General features: G+C 33.9%; 10 protein-coding genes and 1 riboswitch. Of the genes, 3 read left to right on the top strand and 7 right to left on the bottom strand.

The genetic code is table 11. From position 1 onward, the window contains the following. The 5 genes from LQ677_RS13345 to metK form a co-directional block, all read right to left on the bottom strand. Nucleotides 1-5,377: putative Ig domain-containing protein (locus LQ677_RS13345; RefSeq protein WP_239749023.1), on the bottom strand; the 5,377-nt coding region annotated here is incomplete at its 3' end. Between the two features lie 236 nt (nt 5,378-5,613). After that, nucleotides 5,614-6,456: an aldo/keto reductase gene (locus LQ677_RS13340; protein ID WP_037589697.1), complete on the bottom strand. Its 843-nt coding sequence runs from the start codon at nt 6,454-6,456 to the stop codon at nt 5,614-5,616. A gap of 28 nt (nt 6,457-6,484) precedes the next feature. Beyond that, the gene (locus LQ677_RS13335) at nt 6,485-7,867 is read right to left on the bottom strand and encodes an NAD-dependent succinate-semialdehyde dehydrogenase (RefSeq protein WP_239749022.1); all 1,383 of its coding nucleotides are present in this window, start codon (nt 7,865-7,867) and stop codon (nt 6,485-6,487) included. 60 nt (nt 7,868-7,927) lie between these two features. Continuing rightward, nucleotides 7,928-8,839, bottom strand: a complete 912-nt coding sequence (locus tag LQ677_RS13330) for a nuclease-related domain-containing protein (protein WP_037589699.1) — start codon at nt 8,837-8,839, stop codon at nt 7,928-7,930. 877 nt (nt 8,840-9,716) lie between these two features. Continuing rightward, nucleotides 9,717-10,910, bottom strand: a complete 1,194-nt coding sequence (gene metK, locus LQ677_RS13325; RefSeq protein ID WP_025905541.1) for a methionine adenosyltransferase — start codon at nt 10,908-10,910, stop codon at nt 9,717-9,719. A 103-nt stretch (nt 10,911-11,013) separates the two neighbouring features. Further along, a riboswitch (SAM riboswitch) is annotated at nt 11,014-11,125 on the bottom strand. 182 nt (nt 11,126-11,307) lie between these two features. Here metK and pckA point away from each other — a divergent pair. Continuing rightward, entirely contained in the window at nt 11,308-12,909 is a 1,602-nt protein-coding gene (pckA, locus tag LQ677_RS13320; RefSeq protein ID WP_126477961.1) for a phosphoenolpyruvate carboxykinase (ATP), read from the top strand. 21 nt (nt 12,910-12,930) lie between these two features. Here pckA and LQ677_RS13315 read toward each other — a convergent pair whose 3' ends face one another. Together LQ677_RS13315 and ytkD are read right to left on the bottom strand one after the other, a co-directional pair. Then, nucleotides 12,931-13,707 carry an alpha/beta hydrolase family protein gene (locus LQ677_RS13315; RefSeq protein WP_239749021.1) on the bottom strand — a complete coding sequence of 259 codons (777 nt, stop codon included), beginning with the start codon at nt 13,705-13,707 and terminating at the stop codon, nt 12,931-12,933. Continuing rightward, the gene (gene ytkD, locus LQ677_RS13310; protein WP_037589701.1) at nt 13,691-14,155 is read right to left on the bottom strand and encodes an RNA deprotection pyrophosphohydrolase; all 465 of its coding nucleotides are present in this window, start codon (nt 14,153-14,155) and stop codon (nt 13,691-13,693) included. Before ytkD ends, LQ677_RS13315 begins: the two co-directional genes overlap by 17 nt. A gap of 66 nt (nt 14,156-14,221) precedes the next feature. Here ytkD and LQ677_RS13305 point away from each other — a divergent pair, with 66 nt between their 5' ends. Beyond that, entirely contained in the window at nt 14,222-15,007 is a 786-nt protein-coding gene (locus tag LQ677_RS13305) for a hypothetical protein (protein WP_025905545.1), read from the top strand. A gap of 10 nt (nt 15,008-15,017) precedes the next feature. After that, nucleotides 15,018-15,242 carry a membrane protein insertion efficiency factor YidD gene (yidD, locus tag LQ677_RS13300; RefSeq protein WP_025905546.1) on the top strand — a complete coding sequence of 75 codons (225 nt, stop codon included), beginning with the start codon at nt 15,018-15,020 and terminating at the stop codon, nt 15,240-15,242. Nucleotides 15,243-15,417: the final 175 nt, after the last annotated feature.

The following is a 15,417-nucleotide window of genomic DNA, read 5'->3' as shown; positions in this document are numbered from 1 at the left end:
CAGGTGATGTTGTATCTTCAACAGTAATTGTGAATGTTGTTTCTGTTTTGTTGCCTGACTCATCTGTTGAAACAACCGTTACGTCGTAACTGCCTACTATTGTTGGTGTGCCTGAGATTGTGTTTGTCTCTGGATCATATGTCACGCCTTCTGGTAGTCCTGATACTTCATGTGTCACTGGTTTTCCACTGTTATCTTTACCGTTAAGTGTTATATCCTCTATTGGTGTATTCACTTCTGTTGTTTGGTCATCCACCGGATCAACATCAGGTGATGTTGTATCTTCAACAGTAATTGTGAATGTTGTTTCTGTTTTGTTGCCTGACTCATCTGTTGAAACAACCGTTACGTCGTAACTTCCTACTATTGTTAGTGTGCCTGAGATTGTGTTTGTCTCTGGATCATATGTCACACCTTCTGGTAGTCCTGATACTTCATGTGTCACTGGTTTTCCACTATTATCTTTACCATTCAATGTTATATCTTTGATTGGTGTATTTACTTCTGTTGTTTGATCTTCTACAGGGTCAACAACAGGTGCTGTAGTGTCTTCGACAGTGATTGTAAATGTTGTTTCTGTCGTATTACCTGACTCATCTGTTGAAACTACTGTTACATCATAGCTACCTACTGTTGTTGGTGTACCTGAGATAGTATTCGTTTCTGAATCATATGTTACACCTTCAGGTAGTCCTGATACTTCATGTGTGACTGGTTGGCCACTATTATCTTTACTGTTAAGTGTAATATCCTCGATTGGTGTGTTTACTTCTGTTGTTTGATCTTCTACAGGGTCAATAACAGGTGCTGTTGTGTCTTCGACAGTGATTGTAAATGTTGTTTCTGTTGTATTACCTGATTCATCTGTTGTCACTACTGTTACATCATAGCTACCTACAGTTGTTGGTGTGCCTGAAATTGTATTCGTTTCTGAATCATATGTTACACCTTCAGGTAATCCTGTCACTTCATGCGTGACTGGTTTTCCACTGTTATCTTTGCCATTCAATTCAATATTTGTAATTGGTGTATTCACTTCTGTTGTTTGGTCATCCACCGGATCAACCTCAGGTGCTGTTGTGTCTTCTACTGTAATCGTGAATGTCGTTTCTGTTTTGTTTCCTGATTCATCTGTTGTCACAACTGTTACGTCGTAACTTCCTACCGTTGTTGGTGTGCCAGAGATTGTGTTTGTCTCAGAATCATATGTCACGCCTTCTGGTAGACCTGATACTTCATGCGTGACTGGTTGGTCACTGTTATCTTTACCATTCAACGTTACATCTTTGATTGGCGTATTTACTTCTGTTGTTTGATCTTCTACAGGGTCAACAACTGGTGCTGTTGTGTCTTCAACTGTTATTGTGAATGTCGTTTCTGTTTTATTACCAGATTCGTCTGTGGTAACTACTGTTACATCATAGCTACCTACTGTTGTTGGTGTACCTGAAATTGTATTTGTCTCAGGATCATATGTCACACCTTCTGGTAGTCCTGATACTTCATGTGTCACTGGTTTTCCACTATTATCTTGACCGTTTAACTCGATACTAGTAATTGGTGTGTTCACTTCTGTTGTTTGATCTTCAATTGGATCTACCGTTGGTGGTAATGTATCTTCAACTGTTATCGTAAATGTTGTTTCTGTCGTATTACCAGACTCATCTGTTGAAATTACTGTTACGTCGTAACTACCAACTGTTGTTGGTGTGCCTGAGATTGTATTTGTTTCTGAATCATATGTCACACCTTCGGGTAGTCCTGATACTTCATGTTTCACTGGTATTCCACTATTATCTTGACCATTCAATGTTACATCTTTGATTGGTGTATTTACTTCTGTTGTCTGGTCATCTACTGGATCCACTGTTGGTGCTGTTGTATCTTCTACAGTTATCGTAAATGTTGACTTTGTTTCATTACCCGCTTCATCTCTTGTTACAACAGTAATATTATAATCACCAGTTTTGGTTGGTGTGCCTGAAATTGTTTTTGAAACTTCATCATACACGACGCCTTCTGGTAGGCCGCTTACAATATGAGATACTGGTTGACCACTGTTATCTTCTCCACTTAATGTAATATCAGTTATCGGTGTGTTTACTTCTGTTGTTTGATCTTCTACAGGATCTACTGTTGGTGGAATAGTATCCTCTACTGTAATCGTGAAAGTCGTTTCTGTCGTATTACCTGACTCATCTGTTGAAACTACTGTTATATCATAATTACCTACAGTTGTTGGTGTACCTGAAATGGTATTCGTTTCTGGATCATATGTCACACCTTCAGGTAGTCCTGATACTTCATGTGTGACTGGTTGGCCACTATTATCTTTACCATTAAGTGTAATGTCCTCGATTGGTGTATTTACTTCCGTTGTTTGATCTTCTACAGGATCCACTGTTGGTGGTAATGTGTCTTCCACTGTAATTGTGAATATTGTTTCTGCAGAATTCCCCGCATCATCTCTTGTTACTATTGTAATTTCATAATTTCCTGGAGTTGTAGGTGTACCTGATATTGTTTGTGTTGCTTCATTATAAGTTACACCATCTGGTAGTCCCGTCACATCATGTCTCACTGGATCTCCACTATTATCTTTACCAGTTAATTTAATATCTGTTATTGGTGTATTTACTTCTGTTGTTTGGTTATCTACTGGATCTATTGTAGGTGCTGTCGTATCTTCTACTGTGATTGTAAATGTTGTTTCTGTTTCGTTGCCTGCTTCATCACTCGTTATAACAGTCACATTATAGTTTCCAGCTTTTGTTGGTGTACCTGAAATTGTATTTGTTTCTTCATTATAAGTCACACCGTCTGGTAAACCAGTTACATTATGAGTCACTGGATTTCCACTGTTGTCTTTGCCATTTAAAGTAACATCGGTAATTGGTGTGTTCACTTCAGTTGTTTGATTTTCAATTGGATCCACAGTTGGTGCTGTTGTATCTTCTACTGTAATTGTAAATGTCGTTTCTGTTTCGTTATATACTTTATCTGACGAAATAACAGTTACTTCATATGTTCCTGCTTTTGTAGGTGTACCTGAGATTGTATTCGTTTCTGAATTATATGTAACACCATCTGGTAAACCGAATACGTCATTTCGAACTTTTTCACCACTATTATCATTCGCATTAATAACAATCGGATCTATTGCCGAATTTACTTCTGTTGTTTGATTATCAACTTTATCAACAACGGGTGGTGTCGTGTCATCAACAATTACACCTGATGAGTTATTACTTGATGGTTTACTTTTTCCTATTTTAGATTGGCTACTTCCAGAAGCAATATTGCTTGCACTTAATTGTATTGTACTTTCAATAAAAGTTTCAGGAACAAATGGTTTACTTGTTTCAGAATTCACTACGATTATATATGTGCTATTCGTATTTCCTAGATCTATACTTATAGTGCCGTCACTATTAAAGATTATATTATGTGAAGATGATACATCAACATAAGTGACATTCTTATCACTTCCACTTTGATTCAATGTATTCCTATCAGTAACTTTCAAAATTTGAACTTTAGTAATATCTTTATTAAATTGGCTAATGACATCTGGATTTTTTTCACTGCCCATAAATGGAGTTATTTTAACCTTGGCATTATTTAAAGTCCTAGCTTTTCCGTTTACTGTATATGTTGTGTTATATGGATTATGATCATCTACTTTTTCTTGAACACTAGAATCTTGATATAAATCTAAATTTCGTGCATCAGTTGAATATTCTATTTTTCTTGTAGCATTATATTCTGAATCACCAATTTTTAAATTCAAGTTATAGTTATCTGTTTTGGTTGCTTCTTTAAAATTGATTAACCCTAAGAAATCAACGTGTGCACTAGTGTTTTTATATTTTTCTATATTATCAGTAAACTTGAATGTAAATGAATTATCGGCACGATTATAAGTACCTTTTGCATAAATACTATTTGCATCATTTCCTAATAGTATGCCATTATCTCTATCTGCAGATGTAGGATTTATTTCTTTAGGTATATGTACAGTAAAATAATCATTTCTTTTTACGTCATTCGGAATAGATATATCAAAACCTATTTCAAAAGCAGCACCTTTTTTCCATGTACCCTCTTCAAACTTAACATTACTAGATTTAATCTTGCTATTTACATCATCTCCACCTAATGGACTACCATCAGCTTTTGTTGCTTCTTTCTCCATTTTTGATGAAGATGCACTTAAAGCTTTTAAATTTTTATCAGTCTTACTTTTATTTTTTGATTTTTGGTCTATATCTTCTTTTTCTTTGTCTGTTAATGGCTTAGTCGTTTTTAAGTCTGTAGCATCAACATTTGTGTCTATATTATTATCATTTTCAGAGTCGCTTGTAGATAAATCATTGTTAGCAGTATCTGGTTGTTCACTATTATTATCTAATGGTTCTTCTTTTGTTGGTTCCTCTAAAGTCTCTTCTTCATTTGATTTTGGTTCTTCTGTTGTATCTTTGTTATCTTCTTTAGAATCTTCATTTGTTGAATTTTCATCTGATTTTGTTTTATCTTTTGTTGAGTTCTTGTCATCAGTTTTAGATAGATCTGTTTTTGAGTCTTTATCATTTGTTGGTTCTTCCGATGAATCTTCTTCAGTTGATTTTGGTTCCTCTATTGTATCTTTGTTATCTTCTTTAGAATCTTCATTTGTTGAATTTTCTTTTGATTTTTGTTCATCTGATGTCGGCTCTTCAGTCGTGTTTTCTTCAGTTGATTTCGAATCTTTATTCGTTTGTGGTTCTTCTGTTGATGGTTCTTCCGCTTCTTCTACATTAATGGTAAAAGTAGTCTCTTTTTGAACGCCTGAATCATTTTTCGAAATTACTGTTATGGTATAGTTGCCTACAGTAGTAGGATTTCCTGTTATTGTATCTGTGCTTGAATCATATGTAAGTCCATCTGGTAATCCTTGTACTTGATTCGTATTGTTCTCAGAACCTTCTACATTTATCTTTATAGGATTAATAGCTTCATTTGATTTCACAGTTTGATCGTTTATTGGATCAATTGTAAAGTCGCTTTGTTCCTCTTTATCTTCTTTAGCATTTTCTTCTGAAGTATTTGTTTCTGCTGTATCATTTTCTGTTGTTGGATTTTCAGTAGATGTTTTCTGAGTTAACTCTTGCGCTGTTTCTTCTTTAGTATTTGTTTCGTTAGTTTCATTTGATGTTTCTATATTCGTATTTGAATCTGCATTTGTAGTCGATTCTGTACTCTGACTTTCCTCTTTTAATACATTTGATTCTTCTGCATTTACGATATTTGGTGTGCTCAAATAAAGCATAGCACCGATGATTACTGACCCAGTTCCAACAGAAAATTTACGAATAGAATACCTGTTATTTTTAAACATTAAATACTTCCTCTCATATTTTGGATATAATAATAATTATTATAATAGTAACAAAAAATATAAGATATTAATATACTTATTTTGTAAATTCGAAATTATTACATACTTAACATTCAAAAAATTGGCATTTTCTAAAACGAAAATATTTATTTATCAAACTTTTTATTAATCAAAATATTTATTCTTAAAAATCAAAAAAGCCAACGAACCTCTATGATTCGTTGGCTTTTTATGAATTATTGACCAGTAAAGACTTCTGGGTCTGGTCCGATTCTTTCATCTTTATTTAAAGCATTTAATCTTGAAAGTTGATCTTCTGATAACTCAAAATCAAATACGTTTAAGTTTTCTTCAATTCTTGATGGTGTTACTGATTTAGGAATAACAACAATATTTTCATCAATATTCCATCTTATAATAACTTGAGCTGGTGTTTTACCTAATTCATTTGCAATTTCTTTTACAACTTCATCTTCCAATATTTGTCCATTCATTAAAGGAGACCATGATTGTGCAACAATTTTTTGCGCTTCTAAATAAGTTCTTAATTCTTTTTGAGTTAAGTATGGGTGACATTCTATTTGATTAATAACTGGTTTAATAGAAGCTTCTTGTAATAATGATTCTAAATGATGTACGTGGAAGTTACTTACACCAATATTTTTAATTTTACCTTCATTGTATAAGTCTTCCATAGCTTTCCATGTTTCTGTGATAAGGTCTTTATCTTGGCCAGGCCAATGAATTAAATATAGATCTACATAATCTAAACCTAATCTTTCTAAAGATGCTTCATATGCTGATTGAACATTCTCTCTACCATAATCTGTCATCCAAAGTTTAGTTGTAATAAATAGATCTTCTCTATTTAATCCTGTTGCTTCTAATCCTTCTTTGATACCTTGTCCAACTTTTTCTTCGTTGTGATAAGTTTGAGCTGTATCTATATGTCTATAACCACTTATAATAGCATGTTTAACCGCTTCTCTACATTCGTCATTATTTTCTACTCTAAATGTTCCTAACCCTAAAGCTGGTATAGAATTGCCATTGTAAAACTCAATTATTTTCTGTGTCATTTTACTGCCTCCTAATTTTAGACGATACTTAAATTAAAATTGAAACAACTTTAGTTTCTAAATATGGTTCAATACCTTCTGAACCACCTTCTCTACCAAATCCACTTTCCTTCATTCCACCAAATGGAATATGTGCTGCACTTGGTCCGCCATCGTTCCAACCAATTACTCCATAATCTAAGTTCTCATACAACTTTATACCATTACTATAGTTTTCAGTAAAGAAATATGCTGCCAAACCAAATGGTGTATCGTTTGCTTTTATGATAACTTCATCTAAATCTTTATAAGTTTGAATTGGTGCTACTGGTCCAAATGTTTCTTCAACCATGATTTTCATATCGTCTGAAACGTCAGATAGAACAGTTGGTGTTATAAAATAGCCACCATCTTTATAACTATCTCCTCCAGTAATCACGCGAGCGCCTTTACTTGTTGCATCTTCAATATGAGATTTAATTTTTTCAAAACCATCTGCATTAATAACAGGACCTATATCTGTTGATTCATCCTGACCATCGCCTACTTTTAATTTACTAACTTCTGCTCTAAGCGCATCTTCAAATGCGTCTTTAATAGATTCATGTACGTAAATTCTATTTGCACATACACATGTTTGACCTGCATTTCTAAATTTAGAAGCAATTGTTCCTTGAACTGCTTTATCTAAATCTGCATCTTCGTGAACAATTAATGGTGCATGACCACCTAATTCAAGTGTTACTTTCTTCAATGTTGAACTTGATTGTTCCATTAACTGCTTACCTACAGGTGTTGAACCTGTATAAGTTATTTTTGAAATTAAAGGATGCTTTGTAAAAATTGCACCGACGTCTTTACCTGAACCATTTACGTATTGGATAACACTACGATCAAATCCTGCTTCATGTGCAAGATCAACTAATTTCATAGTTGTAAGTGGTGTATCTTGTGCTGGCTTACATATAAACGTACACCCTGCTGCTAATGCTGGTGCTGCTTTTCTAGTCATCATTGCTGCTGGGAAGTTCCAAGGTGTTATACTTGCTACAACGCCAACAGGTGCACGTGTAACGATAAGTCGTTTGTTATCAACATGTTCTGGAATGGTTCTTCCATAAGTACGTTTTGCTTCTTCTGCAAACCATAATATATAATCTGTCGCATATTTAACTTCGCCTAAAGCTTCTTTTAATGGTTTACCACTTTCTTTTGTCATAATTAAAGCAATTTCTTCTTTATTTTCAAGAATCAATTCATACCATTTATATAACAATGCACTACGTTCATGAGCCGGTTTCTTTTTGTATGTTTGAAAAGCATCGTGTGCCTGTTCAATCTTGTTGTTAATATCTTCTTCCGTATTGTTCTTAATCGTTTCGATTACTTCACCAGTTGCAGGATTTTTAACTTCAAAATTTTCTTTTACCATACTTATAACCACCTTTTTTAGTATAAAAATAGCGCTACATAAAAATGCAGCGCTTAGTTATTACGGGTTAAACTTTTCAATTTCATCCATAATTCTCTCAAGGTCTTCCACACTGTATTGGAATCTACCATGGAAAACAAATTTATTAAAGAAGTGTTGAAGTTGTTTTTCACCAACTAACACTTTAATGTTAGGGTCTTGAGAATAATTACTGATAGTTGCTTCACTTACTTCATTTGGATGGAAGTAAATAATTGGTGTCGGTGTATACTTAAGTTCTAACTGTCTTTGTAATTCTTCAGTTGTATTATCAACTTCTTTAACTTCATCAGTATATGAATGGAATGCTGCAGTTTTATTATTTGATTGTTTTTCAAGTAATAACGTTTGTTCTTTGTTTGGGTTTAAATCCAATGTTTCAAAGACTTGTCCTAATACTGGAAAATCACTAAACTGCTGTTCTGTAATACCGTGATAGATATGACCACTTACTAAATTAGAGTCAATTACGTATATACCCGTTCTTGTTAACACTAAATGATCAATTTGTCGAACTTTACCTAATGGATCTTTAGGTAAGAAGATATTTGCCATAATATGCATATCTTCAGGTCTGATTCTACGTTCGTTAACAAGTTGGTCTCTCAACTCTAACAAATGTCTATCAGTTATATATTCCCCTTCATTCTTAGAAAATAACTTTAATGAGTCAATTTCTCTTTCTTTTTGTGAAATTGCTTCTTGATGAGTTTCTTCTTGTTTCGTTAGAACCTTTTTATTTTCAACTCTTTCATGATCCAACTTTTCTTTATGTTCAGATTTAAGCGTCTCATTTTCTTTTTTATGAGCTTCTTGAATCTTATTCAAAGATTTTTGTTTCTGTTTTAATGAAACAAAGAATAATATAATAAATAGTATCGCAATAACGATCGCTGCGATTAATCCATAATGAATCGGTTCTAATTGACTCATAATTGTAGATCGCTCCCTTTCATATGTATTAATTCCATTATAGTAAAAATTACAAATAAATTCAGTATATATCATGAAATATATTGATAATATAACGTAATTTCTTATACTTCATACATTTGAGTAGTTAAACCACACTTTAATAGTAAATATTTATAAAAATTCAGTTCATTCTGAACAACTTGACTTAAACTTGTTCGTAACGGGGGTGTTGTGAACACTTCTCGCCAAACTTGTTCATAACGAGGGTCTTGTGAACACTTTCGCCTAAACTTGTTCATAACGGGGGTCTTGTGAACACTTTCACCTAAACTTGTTCATAACGGGGGTGTTGTGAACACTTCTCGCCAAACTTGTTCATAACGGGTGGTTAATTACAAAACTCACCCGAAGTGTTACTAAGGATAGCCATAGTTACAAAACTAGGTCGAAGTGTTACTATGGGCAGCTATAATTACAAAAGTCGCCTGAAGTGTTACTATGGACCGCCTTAATTACAAAAGTCAGCTGAAATGTTACTATGGACGGCCTTAATTACAAAACTACTCAGAAGTGTAATTAACGACACCAGTATTTGCACTTCAAACCAAAACTGCTATTAACAACCTCAGTATTTGCACTTCTCACCTAAACTGCTAATAACGACCTCAGTATTTGCACCTCTAACCAAAACTGCTAATAACGATTCCAGTATTTGCACTTCTCACCTAAACTGCTAATAACGACCCCAGTATTTGCACTTCTAGGCAAAACTGTTAATAACAACCTCAGTATTTGCACCTCTAACCAAAACTGCTAATAACGATCCAACTTCCACCAAACCTAAAATAAAAAACTCTGCATAAATCCCGTAAGATTATATACAGAGCTTCATCATTTATTTTAATAAGTCTTTTAATAAATCTACTTTATCTAATTGTTCCCATGGTAATTGAACATCTGTTCTACCGAAGTGACCGTATGCTGCTGTCTTTTTGTAGATTGGTTGTCTTAAGTTCAACATTTGAATAATGCCTGCTGGTCTTAAATCAAATACTTCTCTTATTTTTTCTACTAATACTGTTTCTTCTACTTTACCTGTACCAAAAGTATCTATTGAAATGGATACTGGTTGTGCTACACCAATCGCATATGCTAATTGGACTTCACATTTATCTGCTAATCCACTTGCTACTATATTCTTAGCTACATATCTTGCAGCGTATGCTCCTGATCTATCTACTTTAGTAGGATCTTTACCACTGAAACATCCTCCACCATGTCTTGCATAACCACCGTAAGTATCTACAATGATTTTTCTTCCTGTTAATCCGGCATCTCCTTGTGGTCCGCCGATTACAAATCTACCTGTTGGATTGATAAAGAATTTAGTTTCTTCATCTAATAATTCTTTAGGTACGATTGGATAGATAACATGGTCTTTAATATCTTGTTGAATTTTTTCTAATTCAATTTTTTCATGATGTTGTGAAGAAATAACGATTGTATCTACTCTTACTGGTTTATCATTTTCGTCATATTCAACTGTTACTTGTGTCTTACCATCTGGACGTAAATATTCTAAAGTACCGTCTTTACGTACATCTGTTAATCTCTTCGCAAGTTGATGAGCTAAATAACCTGGTAAAGGCATATATGTTTCAGTTTCATTTGTAGCAAAACCAAACATAAGACCTTGGTCACCTGCACCAATTGATTCTATTTCTCTATCTGATAAATCATCTCTATCTTCTAATGCGCAATCTACACCTTGTGCGATATCTGGTGATTGTTCATCAATAGCAGTTAAAATCGCCATCGTTTGGAAATCATAACCGTACTTCGCTCTTGTGTATCCTATATCTTTTACTGTTTGTCTAACTACTTTAGGGATATCTACATAAGTTGAAGTAGAAATTTCACCTGCAATTAAAGCCATACCAGTTGTTACTGTTGTTTCACAAGCGACTCTTGCTTTAGGATCGCCTTTTAATAATTCATCCAAAATAGCATCGGAAATTTGGTCCGCAATTTTATCTGGATGCCCTTCTGTTACTGATTCTGATGTGAAGAGTCTTCTATTCTTTGACATAAAAAATCTCCTTTAAATAAAGTTGTACGGTCTCTTCCTCAGCGCAAATAAAAAGTGCCTTCTCTCAATAAAGATATAGAGAGAAGGCACACTCGTCCATTCGCTCTTATCGTTCAGACAATATTGGTCTGCAAACGGTTTGGCACCTTTCTTTCATTAGAAAGAGGTTGCTGGGTTTCATTGGGTCCATGTCCCTCCACCACTCAGGATAAGAGAATCCGTCAGAAATGATAATACTAAAGTTTTCATAATATGTCAATGGAACGAAACACATTCAAATTTCTAAAAAAATTTTATAACAAATTTACTCATTAGTATAGACTATATATTTTAATGTGTTATACTAATTCCATGAAAATGCTTACAACATTAATATTAGACATGGGGGTCGTCATTTATGGCAATACAGTCAATTACCGAATCAATCGAACTTTCAAACCTTTTAAAGAAGGACACTACACTACAGCAACTTTCTAGAACTGAATTGTACAATCACATTCTAGAAGCAGGAGAAGGCGTATTAACAGAATCTGGCGCAATCAGAATGGAAACTGGTAAATACACAGGTCGCTCTCCTAAAGACAAATTTATCGTTAAAGAGGAAGATACTGAACAAGATATTGATTGGGGAACAATCAACCAACCTATCTCAGAAAGTAACTTTTTAAATTTATATGATCAAGTTATTGACTACTTAAACCAAAAATCACAACTTTATGTCTTTAATGGATATGCAGGTGCAGATGAATCATCACGTTTAGATTTACGTGTTATTAACGAATTACCTTGGCATAATTTATTTGCACAGAACATGTTTATCCGCCCAGAAACTAAAGAAGAAGCACTTAATATCAGCCCTAATTTCACTGTTATTAGTGCACCAGGATTTAAAGCTGATCCAGAAAAAGACGGCACTAATTCTGAAACATTCATTATTACTTCGTTCAAACACCGTGTCATATTAATTGGTGGTACTGAATACGCTGGTGAAATGAAAAAAGGTATATTCTCAGTAATGAACTATTTATTACCTAAAAAAGGCATTATGAGTATGCACTGTTCAGCAAACGTAGGTTATAACAAAGATGTTGCTTTATTCTTTGGTCTATCAGGTACAGGTAAAACAACTTTATCTGCAGATCCTAATAGAAAATTAATCGGAGACGATGAACATGGTTGGAATGAAAATGGTGTCTTCAATATCGAAGGTGGTTGCTACGCTAAAACAGTAAGTCTTAGCCGTGAAAAAGAACCACAAATTTACGATGCTATCCGTTATGGAACAGTTTTAGAAAATGTTACCGTAAATCCTGATGGTTCAGTAGATTATGACGACACTACATTAACTGAAAATACAAGAGCTGCATACCCAATAGATTTTATCGATAATATTATTACACCATCAATAGCTGGTCACCCAAATACAATTATCTTCTTAACTGCAGATGCATTTGGCGTATTACCACCTATTTCTAAATTAGATAAATCTCAAGCTATGTACCATTTCTTAAGTGGTTTCACTTCTAAGTTAGCAGGTACAGAAAGAGGCGTAACAAGTCCTCAACCAGTATTCTCAACATGTTTCGGTTCACCTTTCTTACCATTACATGCGACTGAATACGCTGAATTACTTGGTAAACTAATCGATGAACATAATGTAGACGTTTATCTTGTAAACACTGGTTGGACTGGTGGCGAATACGGTGTAGGTTCAAGAATGGACTTGAAACATACACGTTCAATGATTCGTCGTGCAATTAGTGGAGAAATTAAGAATTCAGAATTTGTTAAAGATGAAATCTTTGGTCTTAATATTCCGAAACATGTACCAGGTGTACCTTCAGAAATATTATATCCTCGTAATACTTGGGTATCTTCTGACGCATATGACGAAAAAGCAAAATTACTTGCTAAGAACTTTAAAGAAAACTTCAGTAAATTCGGTGAGTCTTCTGAGCATATTCAAGAAGAAGGCGGATTCACATATAACCGCTTATAAAATACAAAAAGAGCTTGGGCCTTATTGGTCCAAGCTCTTTTCACATTTATACATCCATTCTTTAATTTGTAACAATGTTTGTTTTTCTATTTCTGGTCTTAAAACATGTCCTTCTCCACTTAAATAAATTGTTTGATGATCTACCGCTTCTTGCTTTAAATGTTCTTCTAGATGATATGCCATATTAATATTGACTTGTTTATCTTCATCACCATGAACGATTAATATAGGCGGACTATCTTTATGAATAGATTGCAATGCATTTCTACTTGCATAAGCTTCATATTGTTTTTTAGGATGTCCGACCATTCTTTTTAACATCCCTCTTAGATCAATTCGTTCTTCGTACATCATTAGTAAATCTGAAACGCCACCCCATATAATATAACTCGTTGCTTTCACTTTTTGATACGTAAGTAAGCCTTGAATACCACCTCTAGAAAATCCAATCATATGAACAGGAACATTTGGGTATTGTGATTTGAGTATTTCTATCCCTTCTATAACATCATGTAAGTCATCACCACAAAATTCATCTCTACCTTCACTACCGTTACTACCTCTGTAATAAGGTGCAAAGACAAGTGTATGCTTATCTTTAAATTGCGCCATACGACCTGGTCTCACTCTACCTACTTGTCCTTTACCACCACGTAAATATACAACGATGCGATTAACACGTTCATTTGGTGTCATCAACATGCCTCTGACTTTCAATTCATCCACTTCATATATCACTTCTTCAGTTAGATGATGATTAAAGAAAACTGGCATTTTTTTCTTACTGTAGAAATCCAAGTTTATACACCCTTTCAACGCACTTTAATATTGCTGTATCTTTTAAAAGAAAACTCTTCTCTTCTTCAGGTATATCATTGATTTCTTTAGCAATAACGGGTCCATAAGTTTCGAAATATGCTTTATTGCTATCCATAGATTCAACTTCAATAAAATAGACATCTTTATTAAATGGGATTGTATCATGTACAGTATATGAAGCTATAAACGTTATATTTTTAGCGATCGCACCTGTTTCTTCATATAATTCACGCTGAACAGCCTCTTTATTCGTTTCATTTGGTTCAACTTTCCCACCAGGAAATTCAATACCTCTTATCTTATGATGCGTTAACACATATTCATTATTAAAAATCGGAATACCTAGAACATGTTTCGCATTTTGTTGATCTGTTGGACATTTATATGCTAAATCAACATCCAATCCATTTGGATCTTTGTAGCGCATGATACACGACCTCTTTCTTCAATTATGATAAACTGTATATACATATTATTAGGAAGGTAGAAGATATTGAAAAAGTTAACCTTAACGACCTTAGTATTAACAATTACTCTTATTCTAGCAAGTTGTAGTCCAGAAGGTCAAAATAAATTTGATGATAGTAGCGATGCTATCGAAGCTTTTCAAAAAAACATTAAAAAAGTTGATTCACATTCGATTAAATCTAGTAACGAGACAACAGTTGATTTTCAAGATAAAAAAACAACGCTTAAACAACTGTCACATGGCCGAACAAACCACCATGATAAACTTGCATTTAATGTCGAACAAGAAAGTAATACAAAACAATTTCCAGTGCATAATAAAAGTGTTTGGATTGATTCAAACGAAATCAAATCCTCACCTAAATCTAAGTATTTAAATTATCATGCAAAGAATGCCGAAATAGATTATTATCAAAAAATCGGACAAGATTGGTTCGATTTAACGACTTTTAATCAAAGTTTACTAAAACCTATTGAAGACGATGTCACTTTAGAAAACGATACACTTTCATATGAAGGTACAGGTAAAGTTATGGAGTATCTCTATCAACTAGGGTTTAGTCAATCACCATTGGCAGATCAAGCGTCATTAAGCAATATTAACGACTTAAAAATTAAAAGTGGTAAGTTTAAGCTTACATTCCAAAAAGACAAAACATTACCAAAAACGTTAACCTTTAACATTAAAGCAACTGGAAAAATTAAAAATGAAACGATTAACATCCATATGAAACAGACAACAGATTTCTATAAATTCAATTCCACTGATGTTAAACCATACCAGAACTTAACAAAAAACAATTATAAATAGGAGCATTGCTATGAAAAAAGTATTTATTAAATTAATACGCCTTTATCAACGATATATATCCCCATTGACACCTCCTACATGCAGGTTCCAACCTACATGTTCTAACTATGCTGTTGAGGCTATTTCAGAGTATGGAGTTATAAAAGGGACATGGTTAGGTACGAAACGCATCTTAAAATGTCACCCATTTCATCCAGGCGGCTACGATCCTGTTCCACCTAAAAAAGATTCATAACATTTATTAAAAAGAGGCTGGGACATAATGTAATGTCTTAGCCTCTTATAGTATCTTGACAGTAGATGACTGAATTGAAAATGCGCTTGTACCAAGCTTTTTTCAACTCTAGTCACCCTTGCCGGGGCGGGACTACGAAATCTTTTTATACAAATTAGATTTCTGTCCCGCTCCC

Source organism: Mammaliicoccus sp. Q-M61 (genome assembly GCF_022386055.1).
GTDB lineage: Bacteria > Bacillota > Bacilli > Staphylococcales > Staphylococcaceae > Mammaliicoccus > Mammaliicoccus sciuri_A.
The sequence above is the reverse complement of the archived record's forward strand: the minus strand, read 5'-3'. Positions and strand labels throughout refer to the sequence as shown.